The 18,522-nt window shown below is 64.6% G+C and carries 19 protein-coding genes and 1 tRNA gene; 10 read left to right on the forward strand and 10 right to left on the reverse strand.

Going from position 1 to position 18,522, the window contains the following annotated elements; genetic code table 11:
• Positions 1-66: 66 nt before the first annotated feature.
• Together L0V05_RS14635 and L0V05_RS14640 are read right to left on the reverse strand one after the other, a co-directional pair.
• Positions 67-1,875, reverse strand: coding sequence for an ABC-F family ATP-binding cassette domain-containing protein (locus tag L0V05_RS14635; protein ID WP_234871693.1), 1,809 nt, complete (start codon positions 1,873-1,875; stop codon positions 67-69).
• Between the two features lie 126 nt (positions 1,876-2,001).
• Positions 2,002-2,751, reverse strand: a complete 750-nt coding sequence (locus L0V05_RS14640; protein WP_234871695.1) for a GNAT family N-acetyltransferase — start codon at positions 2,749-2,751, stop codon at positions 2,002-2,004.
• A gap of 119 nt (positions 2,752-2,870) precedes the next feature.
• On the opposite strand from L0V05_RS14640, the gene msrB reads away from it, so the two are divergent.
• A complete protein-coding gene (gene msrB, locus L0V05_RS14645) occupies positions 2,871-3,263 on the forward strand; it encodes a peptide-methionine (R)-S-oxide reductase MsrB (protein WP_234871697.1) in 393 nt (130 codons plus the stop codon).
• A 48-nt stretch (positions 3,264-3,311) separates the two neighbouring features.
• On the opposite strand, the gene L0V05_RS14650 is transcribed toward msrB, so the two are convergent.
• Entirely contained in the window at positions 3,312-3,821 is a 510-nt protein-coding gene (locus L0V05_RS14650; protein ID WP_234871699.1) for an outer membrane protein assembly factor BamE, read from the reverse strand.
• A 152-nt stretch (positions 3,822-3,973) separates the two neighbouring features.
• On the opposite strand from L0V05_RS14650, the gene L0V05_RS14655 reads away from it, so the two are divergent.
• The 8 genes from L0V05_RS14655 to L0V05_RS14690 all read left to right on the forward strand — a co-directional run bounded on the left by L0V05_RS14655 (position 3,974) and on the right by L0V05_RS14690 (position 9,683).
• Positions 3,974-4,615 (forward strand): YceD family protein, encoded by a 642-nt coding sequence (locus L0V05_RS14655; protein ID WP_234871701.1) that lies wholly within the window; start codon positions 3,974-3,976, stop codon positions 4,613-4,615.
• Positions 4,616-4,762: 147 nt separating this feature from the next.
• Complete coding sequence (rpmF, locus tag L0V05_RS14660; protein ID WP_234871703.1) at positions 4,763-4,969, forward strand: 50S ribosomal protein L32; 207 nt, start codon at positions 4,763-4,765, stop codon at positions 4,967-4,969.
• A gap of 27 nt (positions 4,970-4,996) precedes the next feature.
• Entirely contained in the window at positions 4,997-6,103 is a 1,107-nt protein-coding gene (gene plsX / locus L0V05_RS14665) for a phosphate acyltransferase PlsX (RefSeq protein ID WP_234871705.1), read from the forward strand.
• Complete coding sequence (locus L0V05_RS14670) at positions 6,100-7,071, forward strand: beta-ketoacyl-ACP synthase III (RefSeq protein ID WP_234871707.1); 972 nt, start codon at positions 6,100-6,102, stop codon at positions 7,069-7,071. The genes plsX and L0V05_RS14670 overlap by 4 nt, the downstream gene beginning before the upstream one ends.
• A gap of 85 nt (positions 7,072-7,156) precedes the next feature.
• The gene (gene ihfA / locus L0V05_RS14675; protein ID WP_234871709.1) at positions 7,157-7,459 is read left to right on the forward strand and encodes an integration host factor subunit alpha; all 303 of its coding nucleotides are present in this window, start codon (positions 7,157-7,159) and stop codon (positions 7,457-7,459) included.
• Positions 7,460-7,506: 47 nt separating this feature from the next.
• On the forward strand, positions 7,507-8,400 hold the full coding sequence (locus L0V05_RS14680; RefSeq protein WP_234871711.1) for a MerR family transcriptional regulator: 894 nt from the start codon (positions 7,507-7,509) through the stop codon (positions 8,398-8,400).
• A gap of 61 nt (positions 8,401-8,461) precedes the next feature.
• A tRNA-Pro gene (locus L0V05_RS14685) sits at positions 8,462-8,539 on the forward strand.
• A gap of 64 nt (positions 8,540-8,603) precedes the next feature.
• Positions 8,604-9,683 carry a 2'-deoxycytidine 5'-triphosphate deaminase gene (locus L0V05_RS14690; RefSeq protein WP_234871713.1) on the forward strand — a complete coding sequence of 360 codons (1,080 nt, stop codon included), beginning with the start codon at positions 8,604-8,606 and terminating at the stop codon, positions 9,681-9,683.
• Between the two features lie 4 nt (positions 9,684-9,687).
• On the opposite strand, the gene scpB is transcribed toward L0V05_RS14690, so the two are convergent.
• The 5 genes from scpB to argS form a co-directional block, all read right to left on the reverse strand.
• The gene (scpB, locus tag L0V05_RS14695) at positions 9,688-10,332 is read right to left on the reverse strand and encodes an SMC-Scp complex subunit ScpB (protein ID WP_234871715.1); all 645 of its coding nucleotides are present in this window, start codon (positions 10,330-10,332) and stop codon (positions 9,688-9,690) included.
• Positions 10,329-11,123: a segregation and condensation protein A gene (locus tag L0V05_RS14700; RefSeq protein ID WP_234871717.1), complete on the reverse strand. Its 795-nt coding sequence runs from the start codon at positions 11,121-11,123 to the stop codon at positions 10,329-10,331. Before L0V05_RS14700 ends, scpB begins: the two co-directional genes overlap by 4 nt.
• Positions 11,123-12,130 (reverse strand): glycoside hydrolase family 3 N-terminal domain-containing protein, encoded by a 1,008-nt coding sequence (locus tag L0V05_RS14705; protein WP_234871719.1) that lies wholly within the window; start codon positions 12,128-12,130, stop codon positions 11,123-11,125. Before L0V05_RS14705 ends, L0V05_RS14700 begins: the two co-directional genes overlap by 1 nt.
• A complete protein-coding gene (locus L0V05_RS14710; protein WP_234871720.1) occupies positions 12,130-13,158 on the reverse strand; it encodes an SPOR domain-containing protein in 1,029 nt (342 codons plus the stop codon). The genes L0V05_RS14705 and L0V05_RS14710 overlap by 1 nt, the downstream gene beginning before the upstream one ends.
• A 74-nt stretch (positions 13,159-13,232) precedes the next feature.
• On the reverse strand, positions 13,233-14,975 hold the full coding sequence (gene argS, locus L0V05_RS14715) for an arginine--tRNA ligase (RefSeq protein WP_234871721.1): 1,743 nt from the start codon (positions 14,973-14,975) through the stop codon (positions 13,233-13,235).
• A gap of 137 nt (positions 14,976-15,112) precedes the next feature.
• Between argS and L0V05_RS14720 the strand changes: the two genes are divergently transcribed.
• Complete coding sequence (locus L0V05_RS14720) at positions 15,113-15,475, forward strand: SpoIIAA family protein (protein WP_234871722.1); 363 nt, start codon at positions 15,113-15,115, stop codon at positions 15,473-15,475.
• An 11-nt stretch (positions 15,476-15,486) separates the two neighbouring features.
• Here L0V05_RS14720 and L0V05_RS14725 read toward each other — a convergent pair whose 3' ends face one another.
• Together L0V05_RS14725 and L0V05_RS14730 are read right to left on the reverse strand one after the other, a co-directional pair.
• On the reverse strand, positions 15,487-17,343 hold the full coding sequence (locus L0V05_RS14725; protein WP_234871723.1) for a cation:proton antiporter: 1,857 nt from the start codon (positions 17,341-17,343) through the stop codon (positions 15,487-15,489).
• 18 nt (positions 17,344-17,361) lie between these two features.
• Positions 17,362-18,510 (reverse strand): deoxyguanosinetriphosphate triphosphohydrolase, encoded by a 1,149-nt coding sequence (locus tag L0V05_RS14730; RefSeq protein ID WP_234871724.1) that lies wholly within the window; start codon positions 18,508-18,510, stop codon positions 17,362-17,364.
• Positions 18,511-18,522 lie beyond the last annotated feature (12 nt).

An 18,522-nucleotide genomic window follows, 5' to 3' on the forward strand; every position in this document is an offset into this window, starting at 1 on the left:
CCAAGTGAACCAATCGGTACAATTTGGCCGATCCGGACCGGCTTGGTCGGCGAGTATCAGCCGATCTCAGTTTTCTGATTTAGCTTCCAGAAGAAGCCATTCCTCTTCCGCCGCCATCAGGACGGACTGGCGCTCGGCCAGCGCCTCGCTGGCCTTGGCGAATTTCGCAGGCTCGCGCTGATAAAGCCCTTCGGCCGACAGGAATTCGTTGAGCTTCTCGATCTCAGCGACGAGCCGCTCGATCACACGCGGCAGATCTTCAAGCCGCTTGCGTTCGGTAAAGGTCAGGGTGTCGGAGGGCTTCTTCACATCCGGCTTCGACTCCGGGGCGGATCGCGTTGTTTCCACGCGGATTTCCTGCTCAGGCTCCGGCCGTTGCGCTGCGTAGTCCGACCAGCCGCCAGGATAGACCGTCGCCCTGCCCTTACCTTCCAGCGCCACGGTCGAGGTCGCGACGCGGTCGATGAAATCCCGGTCATGGCTCACCAGCAGGACCGTGCCGTCATAGTCGCCGAGGATGTCCTGCAGGACGTCCAGCGTCTCGACATCCAGATCGTTGGTCGGCTCGTCGAGGATCAGAAGATTCGATTCCCTGGCCATGATCCGCGCCAGCAAGAGACGCGCCTTCTCGCCGCCAGAGAGCGAGCGAACCGGTGCGCGCGCCTGGCGTTCGTCGAACAGGAAGTCCTTGAGATAGCCCACCACATGCCGCGCGGTGCCGCGCACCATGACCTGATCGGAAGATCCCGAGACCCGCATCGCCGGATCGCCGGTCAGGCTGTCCCAGAGTGTTGCCTCGGGATCGAGTTGCGCGCGCGTCTGGTCGAAGACCGCGACGGCGAGATTGGTGCCAAGCATGACAGTGCCGGCATCCGGCGCAACCTCGCCGGTCAGCATCTTGAGAAGCGTGGTCTTCCCGATGCCGTTCGGCCCGACGAACGCCACCCGATCGCCGCGCAGGACGCGCAGGTCGAAATCCTTCACGATAAGCTTGTCTCCGAAGCGCTTTGTCAGCGCCTTGGCCTCGATCACCCGTTTGCCGGAGACGGGACCGCTTTCAAGCTCAAGCGCCGCCGTGCCCTGCCGACGGATTTGGGCCGCGCGTTCAGCCCGCATCGCCTGTAGCGCCCGAACCCTGCCCATGTTCCGCTTGCGCCGGGCGCTGATGCCTTCGACCGCCCATTTCGCCTCGGCCTTGATCTTGCGGTCGAGTTTGTGGCGCGCCTCGTCCTCCTCGGCCCAGATGGTCTCGCGCCAGTCCTCGAACCCGTCGAACCCCGCCTCGCGGCGCCGGACCTCGCCCCGGTCGATCCAGAGCGTCGCGCGGGTCAGGGCCCGGAGGAACGCGCGGTCGTGGCTGATGAGCACATAGGCCGAGCGCGCAGCCTTGAGTTGGGCCTCGAGCCACTCGATCGCCTCGATATCGAGATGGTTCGTCGGCTCGTCGAGCAGCATCAGTTCCGGCGCTTCCGCCATGAGCTTGGCCAGCGCCGCGCGGCGCCGCTCTCCGCCCGAGGCCTGGGCCACCGGGGTTTCGGGGCGGAACTTCAGCCCTTCGGCCGCCATGGCGACGCGGTAGGCCTCGCCCTCGGGCAACCCACTCGCAGCGTAATCGCCGAGCGTGGCGTAGCCGGACAGGTCGGGATCCTGTTCCATGTAGCCGACAGTCACGCCGGCCGGGACGACGCGCTCGCCCTTGTCCGGTTCAACGAGCCCCGCCATGACCTTCATCAGTGTCGATTTGCCGGAGCCGTTTCGGCCCACCAGCGCCACACGGTCTCCGGGCTGAACGACGAGAGACAGGTCATCAAAGACCGGATTGCCGCCGAAGGTCAGCGAGATGCCGTTGAGTTGAAGAAGGGGTGCGCGCGCCATGATGGCGCGGAGCTAATCGGCGGGGCGCGAAAGGTCAACGGCGCGGCGGCCGGACGACGTACGAATTTTCTGCGAAAATTCCGGCGCTGGTCGGCATATATCTCGGATTTTTCGCAGAAAAATCGCCTATCCGGCCACGCCGCGAAGCAAGCGCGCCCGCGCTGGCGGAATGGCGCGGATCTCGAGCCCGGTAAAGACATGCAGCGTGTCGAGGTCGCGGTCGACAACGGCGTGATCGCTGACCCAGCCCCCCATCAGCAGATAGGTGCGCAGCAACGGCGGCATCGCCTGCATTGCCCGTTTCGCATCCGGCTTCAGCCGCTTCAGCGCCCGGGCAAATCGGAACACGTTCGGCGCCTTGACACGGGGCAGCCAGCGCTTCGGCGCCAGATGCGCCTCCTTCAGCATGGCGAAGGCGTCGAGATAGGCCTCGGCCTCGGTTCCGCGGAAGGACGAGCAGCCGAACAGCATTTCCACCCCGGTTTCGTCGACAAAGCGCGTCATTGCGCCCCAGGCCACCCGCAGGATGTCGGGGTCCTTCCAGTCTGGATGGATGCAGAAGCGGCCCATCTCGACCATCGGTCCGTCGAAATCCGACAGCGCCGAGAGGTTGTAATACTGTGCGGAATAGCTTCGTCCGATCTCGGCCCCGCCCGCCAGCGGCATCAGCCGGAAGCAGCAGACGAGTGTGCCGCTGCGCGCCTCCTCCACCAGCATGTGCTGGCAGACCGCGTCGAATTCATCGGCATCCAGACCCTCGGCCTGGACGGCGTTGCGCGCACGGAAGGTCAGATAGCGCAATTGCTGTGCCCGGCGCAGATCGGCCTCTCCCGAGGCCAGACGCGCGTGATAGCGTCCCTTGCGAAGTGTCAGCATCGGCGCCTCCTGCCGAATGACGCGGCTTGCGGCCCGCCAGGGACCGCCTAGATAACACGGGAAGAGTAATCTGGTCACGTGACAAGGTTGCGAAGCCTGGCCCGTAACGGAGGGAATGGATGGAAAAGATCGTGAAATCGGATGAAGAGTGGCGGGCCGAACTGGACGATCTGGCCTACAAGGTCCTGCGCAAGCACGGAACCGAGCGCGCCTTCACCCATGACAACTTCCCGAAGGCGCCGGGGGTGTTCCGCTGCGCCGGCTGCGGGGCGGAGCTCTTCGATCAGTCGACCAAGTTCGACAGCGGCACGGGCTGGCCAAGCTTCTTTGCGCCGATCTCTGAAACTGCGGTCGAGACGACCGAGGACCGCAGCTGGTTCATGCGCAGGACAGAGGTTCATTGCTCCCGCTGCGATGGCCATCTGGGCCATGTCTTTCCGGACGGCCCGGCGCCCACCGGCTTGCGCTACTGCATGAACGGCGTCGCCATGACCTTCGCACCGAAGGACTGACCGATCAGGAGGCGATTGGCGCGTCAGGCGCCAGCGCCTCCTTTTCGATCAGGGCGGTGCGTTACCACCGCCGAGAATGCTGTCAGTGCTCATGCGGCCCATGCTGTTCATCAGCTGACGCATGAAGCTAACGCCCTTGATGTTGGATTCGGTGACGCGGCGGGACAGGACCACGACATTGCCATCCTGCAGGCCGTAGCGCTCGATGTTCGAGACGGTCCCAGCCTCTGCAAAGCTGATGACGACGACCTGACGGTCGACTTCCGTCATCGGCTTGATGCCCGACCGCTCGAACCGGCTTTGGACGAAGAACCAGGCATCGTCATTCAGAAGCCCTTCGGCCGAGGGATGGCCGATCTTCTCTTCGACGGTCTCGCGGGTGTCCTTGCCAACCTCGACCGAGTTGAGTTCCAGATCCGTGGGGGCGTAACCGTGATAGCGATAGATGGGCGTGCAGGCGGACAGGGCCGCGACCATGGTGCAAACGAGGGCAAAAAGAGCCAGACGCATGCCGAACCTGACGTGGGGACTGTTCCCCGCGATAGCGCTCGATCCCATGCCCGGCCTCCTGCTGCCCCTGCGAACCGCTGCGCGCGGCCTCTTGCCTTGCGGATTGCGGATGCGTATCCGAACCTCTAGTCCGGCTTACAGAAGGTCGCGACGCGGTTCAAGAATGGAACGCGGGCCTAGGCAGCAGCACTCGCCGGATAATGCAACTCTCGCCCTTCGGGATCATTGATGTGACCGGTTCCTCTACGCTCTCCCACCCGTACCGCGTCACCGCGCTGTCGCCGCGCCGACCGACGCGGTTCGCTCTGCGCCCCTCCGAGGCCGAGCGGCAGGCCCTGGCTGCAGAGATCGGCATCCTTGCCATTTCCGAGTTGCGGTTCGAGGGGGAAATTCGCGCCGACGGACGGCACGACTTCCTACTTGAAGGTGGGCTGGAAGCATCGGTCGTGCAAGCCTGCGTCGTGACCCTCGCCCCGGTCGAGACCCGGATCGCCGAGCCCGTGCGCCGCCGCTACCTGGCCGACTTCACGCTGCCCGACGGCGACGAGATCGAGATTCCGCAGGACGACACCGAAGAGCCGCTTGGCTCCGTGATCGATCCGGGCGAGGTGATGATCGAGGCGTTGTCGCTGGCCCTGCCCGACTATCCGCGAGCGGAAGGCGCCGAAGCCGGCGAAATCGTCCATGCCGCCCCCGGAATTGAACCCCTGCGTGAGACCGATCTGAAACCCTTCGCCGGCCTCGCCTCTCTGGCAGACCGACTGCGCGCGGCAGAGGCGCCGGACGGAACCAAGCCGGACGGAAAGCCGCGTGACGGAACGGAACCCGAGAGCGAAAGCTGAGGGACCAGAAAGGGCTTGCGCCCGATCAGAATCCGGCTATTTTCCGCGCCTCGCTTGCAGGAATGTCCGAGACAGGGTCCGAAACCCGGGCTAAGGATGTTCCAGTCTGTAAATCAGGGGCCAGTCCCCACTATCCGAGGTTGTGACATGGCTGTCCCTCAGAACCGTACCACCCGCTCGCGCCGCAACATGCGCCGCGCGCATGACGCCCTTGTGGCGGCGAATCCGGCCGAATGCGCGAACTGTGGCGAGCTGAAGCGCCCGCACCACGTCTGCAGCGCCTGCGGCCACTACGACTCGCGCGAAGTCGTTGCGCTGAAGCAGGAAGTGGACCTGGACGAGGACGCGGCGTAAGCCGTTCCCTCCGTGCGCCGCTGAGCCATGTCGGATAAGAACGACAAGCAGGCACCGGGCGGCGCAGCCGTTGTCATTTCGGTCGATGCGATGGGCGGAGATCGCGGGCCCGCGGCTGTTGTCGCGGGTATTCTGCATTCTGCCGAGAAGAATCCTGCCATCCGCTTCATCGTCCATGGCGACGAAGCAGAACTCGTGCGGCTGACATCGCGCCACAAGGAGCTGTCGGGTCGGTGCGAAGTTCGCCACGCGCCGCGTGTCGTCGCGATGACCGACAAGCCGAGCCAAGTGATGCGCCACGGCGAAGGCACCTCGATGTGGTCCTGCATCGACAGCGTTCGTAGCGGCGAGGCACATGCGGCGGTGTCCTGCGGCAATACCGGGGCGCTGATGGCCCTGTCGATGATCCGCCTGCGCAAGCTGCCGGGTGTCGATCGCCCGGCCATCGCCTGCCTCTGGCCCTCGCGCAATCCTGGCGGTTTCAACGTGATGCTGGATGCCGGTGCGGATATCCGCGCCGAACCGCGTGACCTCGTGCAATTCGCCATCATGGGCGCCGCCTATGCCCGTGACGGCCTGGGACTCGAACGCCCGCGCATCGGCCTGCTGAACGTCGGCATCGAGGAGCACAAGGGACGGGCCGAACTCAAGACAGCCCATGACATGATGCCCCGCGTCGCCGAAGCGGGCGGATTCGACTTTGTCGGATTCGTCGAAGGCAACGACATACCCTCGGCCAGGGTCGATGTGATCGTCACCGACGGCTTTACCGGAAATGTTGCGCTCAAGACGGCCGAAGGGACCGCTCGGCTGATTTCGGATTTCCTCCGCGAGGCCTTCAACGCGACATACCTGTCGAAGTTCGCGGCGCTGCTGGCGCTCAATTCTCTCAAGCGGTTGCAGAAACGGATGGACCCGCGCCGCGTGAACGGCGGGATATTCCTCGGGTTGAACGGCGTTGTGGTGAAATCCCACGGCGGAGCTGACTCAACCGGGGTTTCGGCGGCTATCAAGTTGGCGTTCCAACTCGCGGAATCCCGCTTTCAGGAACGTATGGCGGCACGGGTTGCATCGGCGGTGCTGGCCGGGCAGGATGCCCCCTCGGATGGGGCCACAAGCGGTAAGGCTGAATGACAATACGCGCCGTCGTAAAGGGCGTCGGGCATTATCTGCCCGAGCGAGTGGTTCCGAACTCAGAATTCGAAGCGACGATAGATACCAGCGATGAATGGATTCGCAGCCGGTCGGGAATCGAGCGGCGCCATTTTGCTGCGGAGGGCCAGACGACTTCGGATCTTGGGGCTCGGGCAGCCCGAGCGGCGCTGGCGGATGCCGGGCTGGTCGCGGATGACATCGACGCGATCCTTGTGGCGACGTCGACCGCAGACCTGACCTTCCCCTCGGCGGCGACCATGATTCAGGCCGAGCTTGGCATGACGCGCGGCTTCGCTTTCGATCTGCAGGCGGTCTGTGCCGGCTTCGTCTTCGCCTTGACCCAGGCTCAGGCCCTGATCGTTTCGGGCCAGGCGCGGCGGGTCCTTGTTATCGGGGCGGAAACCTTCTCGCGGCTGATGGACTGGACGGATCGCGGCACCTGTGTGCTGTTCGGCGATGGCGCGGGGGCGCTGGTTCTGGAAGCCGCCAAGGGCGCCGGCACTGCCGCCGATCGGGGCATCCTCGCTTCGGACCTGCATTCGGATGGCCGCTTCAAGGACATCCTCTACGTCGATGGCGGCGTTTCGACCGGCAAGACCGGGCATCTGCGCATGGCCGGCAAGGAGGTTTTCCGCCACGCCGTTGAGAAACTGGCCGAAACCGCCCATACCGCCCTGGAAAAGGCCGGGCTGTCGAGCGGAGACGTCGACTGGATTGTGCCGCATCAGGCGAACCTCCGGATCATCAGCGCTACTGCTCAGCGGATGCAGGTCCCGATGGATCGTGTGGTGGTCACCGTGCAGGACCACGGCAATACATCAGCGGCCTCGATTCCCCTTGCATTGTCGGTCGGCAAGCAGCGCGGGCAGATCAAACCGGGCGACCTGATTGTCACGGAAGCGATCGGCGGCGGCCTCGCCTGGGGTTCGGTCGTCCTGCGCTGGTAAGCGCTCTCAACTCGGCTCCACAAGCCATTGATATTGACTTGGGTTTCCGAACGCCGCAATCTGACCCGAAAACCGGGGGGTCGGAATGAGTGAACGTACATTGACGCGCATGGATCTGAGCGAGGCCGTGTTCCGTGAAGTCGGGCTTAGCCGGAACGAATCCGCGCAGCTTGTGGAAGCCGTGCTGCAACACATGTCCGACGCTCTGGCATCGGGCGAAACCGTCAAGATCTCGTCCTTTGGCACGTTTTCGGTCCGCGACAAGTCGGCGCGGATCGGCCGCAATCCCAAGACTGGCGACGAAGTTCCGATCAGCCCGCGACGCGTGCTGACGTTCCGCCCGTCGCATCTGATGAAGGATCGCGTTGCTGCCGGCAGCAAGCGCTGATCCCCGCCACAGCGGCGGCTGACTGACCGGACCGGAAGGAGGGCCACATGGAGAAATCGCGCGAGGCTTTCCGCACAATCAGCGAGGTATCGGAGATTCTCGATACGCCGCCACATGTGCTCCGGTTCTGGGAAAGCCGCTTTCCACAGGTGCGACCGGTCAAACGGGCCGGGGGACGGCGCTATTATCGCCCGACGGATGTGGCCCTGTTGTCCGGGATCAAGCGGCTTCTGCACACAGATGGCCTGACGATCCGGGGCGTCCAGAAGGTTCTGCGTGAACATGGCATCCGGCACGTGATGGCGATGGCCGATGCCCAGCTTGCCGGCGAGGCGAATGTGGCCGAGGCGGTGCCAGTTGCCGCCACTCCCGTTGAACCGCCAGTCGCGCGGGTGTTGACCTTCCCCGAGCCAGGCCGCGATGCGCCTGCGGCTGGAGACAGGCCGGCAGCGGCGGATAACGGACCGAGTGCATTCCCGGAGACGGCTGTAGAGCCTGACGAACTGGTGGACGACTCCGAAGCGGTGGCTCTGGAAGAATTCCAGGTTGAGGAAAGCGTAATGGCAGAGCCGGAAGACCGGCTCGATGTGGAGGTTTCGCTGCAGCTTACCGAACTGATTGCCGAATTCGTCGAACAAGCCGAATCCGAAGTGGATGAAACGCCTGCAGCGCCAGAGCTTCCACTGTGGGCGAATGCCGCCCCTCCCGCGCCCCCTGCCCCCGTTCAGGTGCCTGCCCCGCACACCGCGGATCTGGCCGAGGATGGCGGCGATGCAGCGGATGCGGCCGAGACGCCGCGCGGCGCCTGGATCGCGACCGAGCTGCGCCGCCTGACCCCGGCGATGGCCGCTCCCTACAGCGCGGAATTCTCGGCACTCGGGCGTCGTCTTGAAGCGCTGCGCGCGCGTCAGGCCGCTGCAACGCCCACGCGGAAAGGCTGACCTCTGGCTCTCGCTTTCCTGCTTGCCCCCGCCCGGAATATCGGTATGTATCCGCCCGTGTCGGGCCGTAGCGCAGCCTGGTTAGCGCGTCCGTCTGGGGGGCGGGAGGTCGTGAGTTCGAATCTCACCGGCCCGACCATCTTGAAATCGCCCGTGCCCCCAGGGGTGCGGGCGGTTCCATATCGGGGGGTATGATCCAAGTGTTGACCAGCGGCGTCCTGCCCTCGCAAACCCTGCGCGCGATGATCGAATCCGGCCAGATCACGGCCACAGCGCCCATCCTGCCTGCGCAGATCCAGCCTGCCTCGATCGACCTGCGCCTTGGCAGCGTGGCCCATCGCGTGCGCGCCTCGTTCCTTGCCGGCCAGGGGCGAACTGTCGCCGAACGGATCACCGAATTCGGCATGCACGAGATCGACCTGACACGTGGAGCGGTGCTCGAGAAGGGCTGCGTTTACCTCGTGCCGCTTATGGAGGGTCTTGCCCTGCCCGAAACTGTCTCGGCGGTGGCCAACGCGAAGAGTTCAACCGGTCGTCTGGACCTTCTGACGCGGGCGATCACCGATGGCGGGGTCGAGTTTGACCGCATCCCCGCGGGCTATACCGGCCCGCTCTGGGCCGAGATCTGTCCGCGGTCCTTCTCGGTTCTGGTGCGACCCGGCATGAGGTTGAACCAGATCCGATTCCGCAATGGCCATGCGGCGCTCGACGATGCGGAGCTCATGGCGCTGCATGCCAGCGATCCGCTGGTCGACGGCACACCGGTCATCTCGGAAGGTCTTGGCTTCTCGGTCGATCTGCGGCCCGAAAAGGGCGATCTCGTTGGCTACCGGGCAAAGCCGCATACGGGGGTGATCGACCTCGACAGGATCGGCGTCTATCCCCCTGCCGAGTTCTGGGAAGAGATCCACACCGATCGCGGCCAGATCATCCTTGATCCCGGCGCCTTCTACATCCTTGTCAGCCGCGAGGCTGTGACGATACCGCCCGCCTATGCCGCCGAGATGGCGCCCTACCTCGCCATGGCGGGTGAGTTCCGGGTACACTACGCCGGCTTCTTCGACCCCGGATTCGGCCACCGCGCAGCGCATGGCGCCGGTTCACGCGGTGTGCTGGAAGTGCGCTGCCACGAGGCCCCCTTCGTGCTGGAGCATGGGCAGGTCGTGGGCCGGCTGGTCTATGAGCGCATGGCCGAGGTGCCGGACCTGCTTTACGGGGCGGACCTGAAATCGAACTACCAGGGCCAGGGCCTGAAGCTCTCCAAGCATTTCCGGATGGACTGAGGGGTCAGTCCTCGAACAGTTCCGATTGTCCGGTTGTCGCCTCGTCCTCATCATCCGTCTTGTCGGCCCCCGGGAGCGGCCGGCTGTCGAGGAGTCCCGCCTGCCGCAGTTCCTTGATGCCCGGCAGGTCGCGCGCGCTCTCCAGCCCGAAATGGTCAAGGAACGTCTCCGTCACCACGAAGGTCACGGGGCGTCCAGGCGTCATGCGGCGGCGGCCAAAGCGGATCCAGTCGAGTTCCAGGAGCTGGTCGATGGTGCCACGGCTTACGGCGACGCCGCGGATTTCCTCGATCTCGGCGCGGGTGACGGGCTGGTGATAGGCGACGATGGCCAAGGTCTCGATCGCGGCGCGGCTGAGCTTCTTCTGCTCGACCGTCTCCTTGTGCATCAGGTGGCCAAGGTCGGGCGCGGTCCGGAAGGCCCAGGCGTCGCCCACGCGAACCAGCTGCACGCCCCGCCCTTCGTAGCGGCGGCGCAGATAGGCCAAGGCCTCGGCCGCGTCGCAACCGTGAGGCAGGCGGGCGGAGAGGTCGGCCACCGTCATCGGCTCGGCCGTGGCGAACAGGATCGCCTCCACCATGCGTTCCTGCTCGGCGATCGGTGGCGCTTCGAACAGGCTCTTTTCCTGCAGCTCGGTCGTGTCGCTCATGCGCCCCTCTTGCGTATCTGGATGGGTGCGAAGGTCTCGCCTTGGCGGAGTTCGATCTGCCCGGCCTTGGCCAGTTCCAGAACGGCGGCAAAATGCGCTGCCGTCACGGAGCGCCGCCGCATCGGATTGGTGTCCCAGCCGGGTGGAAGATAGGCGGCAAGGTCGGTCCAGATGCCGGAATAGCTGATGAGGCCGCGCATTCTTTCGAGCGCCTGCTCCATTGTGAACACATGGTCACGATCCATGACGAAGGGGCGGAATTCGTCCTTGGTCCGGATGCGGGCATAGGCTTGCATCAGGTCGAGAAGCGTCGCGCTGTACTTGATGCGGCGGATGCGAGTCACGTCCTCGGGAATGCCGCGGCCAAAGAAGTCGCGCCCCTTCTGATCGCGCGCCATCAGCCGCGCCGCGGCTTCGCGCATGGCCTCGAGCCGTTCGAGCTGGAAGGCAAGATGCGCCGCCAGTTCTTCGGCGGATGGTCCTTCATCACTCGGATCCGGTGGCAGCAGAAGGCGGGACTTCAGGTAAGCGAGCCAGGCGGCCATGACCAGATAGTCTGCCGCAAGTTCGATCCGCAACGCCTTGGCCTGATTAACGAAACCTAGATACTGCTCGGCAAGCTGCAGGACTGAGATCCGGCGCAGATCGACCTTCTGGGTGCGCGAGAGGGTCAGCAGAAGGTCCAGAGGCCCCTCAAAGCCATCGACATCGACAATGAGCGCCTCGGCCGCCAATCTGGCCTCGACCGGCAGTACCGTCTCGGAAGAGTCCCAATCGTCGTCGCTGGCCATCAAGCCGTACCCCGCCCCTCCATCAGGGCGGAAAGTTCGGCCTCCAGCGCGGCGATGTCAACATGATCCGGCGCCTTCCGCAGGGCCAGAGCGGCCGACGCGCGGCGTTGGGCCCTGTCTGTGAGCCGGCCGGCGGCTGCAACTACCTCTTCCATCTCGGGCCGCTTGCCGTTGCAGTGAAGCATGATGTCGCATCCTGCGGCCCGTGCTGCCGCGGCGCGTTCACCCAGAGTGCCGGACAGGGCTTGCATCGAAAGGTCATCCGTCATCAGAAGCCCATCGAAACCAATGTCTTGCCGGATAATCTTCACCATCTTCTCGGATGCCGTGGACGGTCGGTCATCGAGAGCCGAGAAGACGATATGCGCGGTCATGCCAAGTGGCAGGTCGCTCAGGGCCCGAAAGACCGCGAAATCCGTCGCGGCCAGTTCGGTGACCTCGGCCGTCACGCGTGGCAATTCGTGATGGGTGTCGAGCGAGGCACGGCCATGCCCAGGCATATGCTTCATCACCGGCAGAACACCGCCTGCCAAGAGACCCTTCGCGACTTCACGCGCAACTTCAATTACGCCGTTCACGTCATTGCCATAACAGCGGTTTTTCAGGAACGGGTGCGTAACATCGGTTGCCAGATCAGCCGTCGGGGCGCAATCGCCGTCGATACCGACCGCGCGCAGCTCTGCCGCGATCAGCTGGAAGCGCAGGTTCATCACCCGTGGCGCATTGGGACCCGCTGCAGTGACGGTATCCAGCGGTGGCGCCCATTCGCGCCAGTGGGGCGCGCGCAGACGTTGTACCCGACCGCCTTCCTGATCGACAAAGATCGGGGCATCTCGCCCGACGGCGTCGCGCAGATCGCCGGTCAGCCGACGAAGTTGCTCGGGAGCCTCGACATTGCGGGCAAACAGGATGAAACCCCAGGGATTGGCCTCACGAAAAAACGCCCGCTCATCGGCCGACACTGTCGGTTCAAGGCAGCCGAGTATCGTGGCGCCAGTCGGAGACATCAGCGCTGGACAACGGGAATGCAGGTGGCGTTCTCGGCCAGCAGCGCCGCGCAGAAGCGGCGGGCATCGGCATCATCATCGAACCCATAGGCACGCAGCCGGACAAAGGTGCGCCCCCCTGCAGTGGCGGTCTGGAGCACCATCGACTTCGGCGCGATCAGATCACCGAAAAGCTCCTGCAACTTGACCCATTCGGCCTTTGCACCGGCTTCGTCATCGAAGGCGCCAAGCTGAACCAGGCGCGATCCCGGCGTGATGGAAGCGACGTCGATAACGGCGGTGACTTGCGCGGCTTCGTGCTGGTTTGATGCCGCTTCGGCTGATCCGTCTCCCTCGGGACGGCGTTGCGGGCGGATGGATGCGGAGACCCCGCTTGTATCAGCGACCGAAGCCGTATCGACCGTACCCAGAGCCTCGGCCAGAGCGCCGTTCACGGCGTCTTCAAGCGCCACGGCGGAGTCTGTCTCGGTTGGGGTGTCGTTGACCGGTGCGGCGGTCGTCTCGACATCGGGCAGCGCGCCTTCGTCGATTGCAGGTGTCTCGGTGACTTGCTCGACCGGGACCAGTGGCACCAGCGGCGCGACAGATCCATCGGTTGACGGCGCGCGCGGCAGCGAGGCGAGAACCGGTGTCGCCGCATCGGCTGGCGCTGCGCTGCCCTTGGCCGCGAGCATCTCGCCCGATGCATCTTCGGCGGCAAGGTCAAGCGGTTTGGGGGCCAGCACCATCCTCTCGGGCAAGGGCGCTGCTCCGCCCTCGGCCGCGATCTCGTTCACGGACAGCCCGACATGAGCGGCAATCTCGCCCCCGGGCTCTTGTGGGGCGATGCGCATCGGGCCAGCCATGGCGCGGACAACCGGGATGCCCGAGACGTCGCGGACGGCAAGCTTGTAGCCCCAGACACCGAGACCGATCACCAGCGCCAACGAGGTCAATGCCCCCGCAATGTTGACGTATGACTGCATCCGGCCCGGCGCCAAATCCTCATGCGCCGGGACGCCATAATCCTCTTCCGAGTAGATCGCCATGTCTGCCCCGCCCGGCCCGCCTTCAAATTTCGCGGGCTCTCTTGCCTGTTGACCGGCCGGGGCGCCCTAGCTGCTCAGCGCATTTCCTCGACCGGAGTAACACCAAGAATACCAAGACCGTTGGAAATCACAACGCCCACGGCCCGTGCGAGGCCGATTTTCGCCTGACTTTTCGCGGAATCTTCCTGGATGAAGCGCAGATCTGGGTCGTCATTGCCGCGATTCCACAATCCGTGGAACTCGGAGGCGAGCTCATAGAGATAGAAGGCGACCCGGTGCGGTTCGTTGTTGCGCGCCGCGATCTCGACCAGACGCGGCCATTCCGCCAGCTTTCCGGCCAGAGCAAACTCTGCCGTATGGGAAAGCGGCGACAGATCGACCCCTGCCAGAGTGGCGTCATCGCAGGCGATCCCGGCTTCGCGAGCCTTGCGCAGCACCGAATTCACACGGGCGTTCGCATATTGCACGTAGAAGACCGGGTTGTCTTTGGATTGCTCCAGCACCTTGTCGAAGTCGAAGTCGAGCGCCATGTCGTTCTTGCGGGTCAGCATGACGAAGCGGGTCACGTCGGCACCCGCCTGCTCGACCACGTCGCGCAGGGTGACGAAGGTCCCTGCCCGCTTCGACATCTTGAAGGGCTCGCCGTTCTTGAACAGCTTGACGAGCTGGATGAGCTTCACGTCGAGCGGCACACGGCCATTCGACAGCGCCGCAACCACCGCCTTCATCCGCTTCACGTAGCCGCCATGATCTGCGCCAAGAACGTCGATCAGCAGGTCGAAGCCGCGCTGGATCTTGTCGTAGTGATAGGCGATGTCCGGGGCGAAGTAGGTCCAGGAACCGTCCGATTTCTTGACCGGCCGGTCCACGTCGTCGCCATGCGCGGTCGAGCGGAACAGCGTCTGTTCGCGGGGTTCCCAATCGTCCGGGGTCTTGCCCTTCGGCGGCTCGAGGACGCCTTCGTAGATCAGGCCCATGCCGCGCAGCGTGTCAATCGCCGCTTCGATCTTGCCGGTGCCGTACAACGCCTTTTCGCTGGAATAGACATCCATCGTCACGCCGAGCGCGGCCAGATCCTCGCGGATCACCTGCATCATCATCCCGGTCGCGAAATTGCGCACGTCGACCAGCCAGTCGGACTCGGGCTTGTCGAGCAGGCTGGTGCCATATTTCGCCTTAAGCGCCTCGCCGACCGGAATCAGATAGTCGCCGGGATAGAGGCCGGCGCGGATGTCCGGCTCCAGACCGTTCGCCTCGCGATACCGCTCGTAAGCAGAGCGGGCGAGGACGTCGACCTGCGCCCCGCCGTCGTTGATGTAGTATTCCCGCGTGACCTGATGGCCGGCGAAATCCAGAAGCCGCGCCAGGGCGTCGCCAAACACCGCCCCCCTTACATGGCCCACATGCATCGGACCGGTCGGGTTGGCCGAGACGAATTCGACGTTGACCTTCGTCCCCTGCCCCAGATCGGACCGGCCATAGGCGGCACCCTCGGTCAGGACCGCGTGGACGAGACCGCGCCAGACAGCCGGCGAGAGGCGCAGGTTCAGAAAGCCCGGCCCCGCCACTTCGGCCGAGGCGATCCGGGGATCGCTCGCCAGTCGCGGCGCCAACTTGTCGGCAATGACGCGAGGCGACAGGCCGGCTGGCTTGGCCAGCACCATCGCGGCATTGGTCGCCATGTCGCCATGCGCGGGATCACGCGGAGGCTCGACCGCGACGGCAGAGAAATCGAGACCGGCCGGCAGTTCGCCCGCGGCGGTCATTGCGTCCAGCGCGCCGACGACAAGGGCGCGAATGTCGGAAAACAGGTTCATGGCTCGTCCCATATGATCAAAATGGCTGTGCCAGAGCCGCTTCGGCGCGTCAATGCCAAGGTCGGAACTGGACGATTGCCAGACGCCCCGCGCCGCAGCACTCTGTGCCGCGCGGGAAACGGGGAAGGACAGAAACGATGATCGACATGAGCCTGATGAAAAAGGATGGAATCCTGATCGTTGCACCCACCGGGCCATTCACCGACGACGACATGGAAGAGCTTCGCGGGACCCTGTCGGGGATGGTCGCGGACGGCGACGAGGTGAAGGGGCTTCTGATCGACGCCAAGGCCTTCCCGGGTTATGCCGATATCGCCGCCATGTATGCCCATCTCGGCATCATCCGTGATTTCCATGACAAGATCGCCAGGCTGGCGCTGGTCAGCGACGCGGCCTTTGCCAGTGCCGGCGAGTTTTTCGCCAAGACCATCATGGGGGTCGACGCCAAGCATTTCCCCGGTTCGCAGCGCGAGGACGCCATCGCCTGGCTTCGCGGCTGAGCCTATCGACGTCAGGTCGGAACGGCCTCGCCCTCGCCTTCCGACTCTCGGGTCGGAGTTGGTGATGCGAGCGGCGCCGGTGCGGCAACGACAGGTCGTGCGGGCAACAGAGCAATCAGCGCATGCCCTGGCGCAAGGTGTGGTGCCTGCCCGTCGCGAAGCACCCTGATCCGGCCGTTCGGTGCGCAGGTTGCGATCGGAACAGCGTCGGGATGGGCCTCGCTCCAGCGCTCGAAGGGAAATTCGGGCTTGAAATGCGTGACGGTCACGCGGCCGCCCTTATCCATCATCTCGGACAGCGCATCGTAGGTCAGACGGCTGGCAAAGCTGCGCCCGCTGAGGCTTTTCGGCAGGGCGTAGCGATGGCTGTCGGCGCGTTCAGGCGCGACCTGGAAGACGTTGTTGCGTCCGAATTCCGGAGCGAGATCCGAGGCGACCAGCGTGTTGTAGGCATCGTTGTCCGAGGCGACAATCAGGGTGCCGAAGCCGGTCATCTCAAGCGACTGGTCTGCCGCCTCTGCAAGCGCATGGCCGCAATAGACCTTCAGCCCGGCCAGGCGCGGATGAAGGAGATTGCGCATGTTCAGATCGGTCACGAGAACCGGCACATTTGCGCGGACGAGGGCCTCGCCCAAGGCTGCGGTGAACGGCGATCCGCCGACAATCAGCACCCCCGGCGTTTCTGCCACCCGCAGACCCAGAAGTCGCGCAAGGGGGGACAGGGTGAAGCCGTGCAGAACGACGGTCGAGGACACGACGAGAAAGGCTAGCGGGCCGATGCGGTGCGCATCCTCGATACCGAGATCGGCCAACCACGTGCCAAAAAGCCCCGCCACCGCCATCAGGACAACCCCGCGCGGGCCCGTGAAGGCGACGAGAAGGCGTTCGCGCATCGGAATGGGCGTGCCAATCAGCGAAAGGAGCACAGCCGCCGGTCGCGCTACCAGCACAAGAACCGCGACAAAGGCGACAGCGCGCGCGTCGAGCAGGCGCAGTTCGTCGACGTTCAGATCCGCCGCGAGGATGATGAAAACCCCTGTCACCAGAAGGATCGTCGCGTGTTCCTTGAAGCGCCGGATTTCCTGATAGGATGGCAGATCGGCATTGGCGATAACCATGCCCAGCACGGTTACGGCAAGAAGCCCGCCCTCGTGCAGGAGCGAATCCGCCAACGCAAAGACGCCGAGGACAGTGACGAACATGACCGGCACCTTCATGTATTCCGGCACCATGCCCCGCTTGAAGGTGAGAACGATCGCGCGTCCGACGAGAAAGCCGAGAAGCAGCGCGAAACTGATCCCGACCAGCACCTCGACGAAGGACTCGAAGGCGGTCGAGCGCGAGTGCAGGACCATCACCGTGGAGAATGCCAGGACCGCGGCCATTGCGCCGAGCGGGTCGTTGACGATCGCCTCCCATTGCAGCATTGCCGCCGGCCGGCGCGCAAGCCGCGCCTGACGCAGGAGCGGGGCGATGACGGTCGGGCCGGTCACGATCATGATCCCGCCGAAGACGCAGGAAGAGGCCCAGCTCAGTTCGGCCACGTAGTGGAGCGCGAGCGTCGAGAAGAGCCAGGCAAGCGGCGCCGCCGGAAAGATCAGTCGCCGCACCCCGATGGCCGCATCCGCAAGCGACTTCAGACGGAGTGACAGGCCGCCCTCGAACATGATGATCGCGACCGCAAGTGTGACCATGGCCTCATGCAGCTTGCCAATGTCCCGGTCAGGTCGGAAGAGGTCCAGCCCGGGACCGATCAGCACCCCGGTCACCAGCATCAGCACGATCGCGGGCATGTTGAACCGCCAGGCCAGCCACTGTGCGCTTACACCGGTTACCCCGATCAGCGCCATGATTTGAACTGCCGTCAACAGGTTACCGTCCACGCTTCAGCCCCCGTCAGCACCAAACAATCTTGAATGTTCTTGCAAGGCAAAACGGTCCGTCATCCCGGCCACATAATCTGCCACCGTCCGGGCCAGTTCGGTCTCGCTCCCAGCCCGGGCCACATCCGCCTGCCATTCGGCAGGCAGGAGTTCGGGCTGCCTGAGGAAAAGCGGAAAGAGGTCGTTGACCACCTTGGTCACCTTGGCGCGTTCGGCCATCACCGAGGGCGCGCGATACATGCGGGTGAACAGGAAAGACCGGATCGCTTTCAGCTCCTGGTAAAGCGGTTTCGAGAAGCGGATCACCGTCGCGCCCATCGCCCGGATCTCCTCGACCGATTTCGGCTGCGCAGCGTCGAGGCGGTTGCGGGCCACTGCGATCACATCCTCGACCATCCGTCCGAACACCCGCCGCAACGCCTCATGCCGCCGCCGCATCGGGTCAAGGCCGGGATAAAGCGCATCGACCTCGGCAAAGGCTGGGCCGGTGACGGGAAGCTCCATCAGGTCCAGTTCGGTGAACAGGCCCGAGCGCAGTCCGTCATGCAGGTCGTGATGCGAATAGGCCACGTCATCGGCGATCGCCGCGACCTGCGCCTCGGCGCTGGCATAGGTGTTCAGCTCCAGATCCCAGGCCGCATTCACTTCGGCCAGCGCGTAGGCGTAGGGCGGCTCGACCGGGCCGTTGTGCTTGGCGATACCTTCGAGCGTTTCCCAGGTCAGGTTCAGCCCGTCGAATTCGGCGTAGTGACGTTCCAGCTTCGTCACGATGCGAAGCGCCTGCGCGTTGTGGTCGAAACCGCCATAGGGCGCCATCAGCGCCTCCATCGCGTCCTCGCCGGTATGGCCGAAGGGCGTGTGGCCCAGGTCATGGGCCAGCGCGATCGCCTCAGCCAGGTCGGTGTTGAGGTTCAGCACCCCGGCGATAGTGCGGGCGACCTGGGCCACCTCGATCGTATGGGTCAGGCGGGTACGGTAGTAGTCGCCCTCGTGTTCCACGAAGACCTGTGTCTTGTGTTTGAGCCGCCGGAAGGCCGAGGAGTGGATGATCCGGTCGCGGTCGCGCTGGAACGGCGAGCGAAAGGTCGACATGCGTTCGGAAAACAGGCGGCCACGGCTGGCATCGGGCTGGCAGGCATAGGGCGCAAGCATGGAGGGCCTGTT

Source organism: Alitabrizicola rongguiensis, assembly GCF_021491355.1.
GTDB lineage: Bacteria > Pseudomonadota > Alphaproteobacteria > Rhodobacterales > Rhodobacteraceae > Aliitabrizicola > Aliitabrizicola rongguiensis.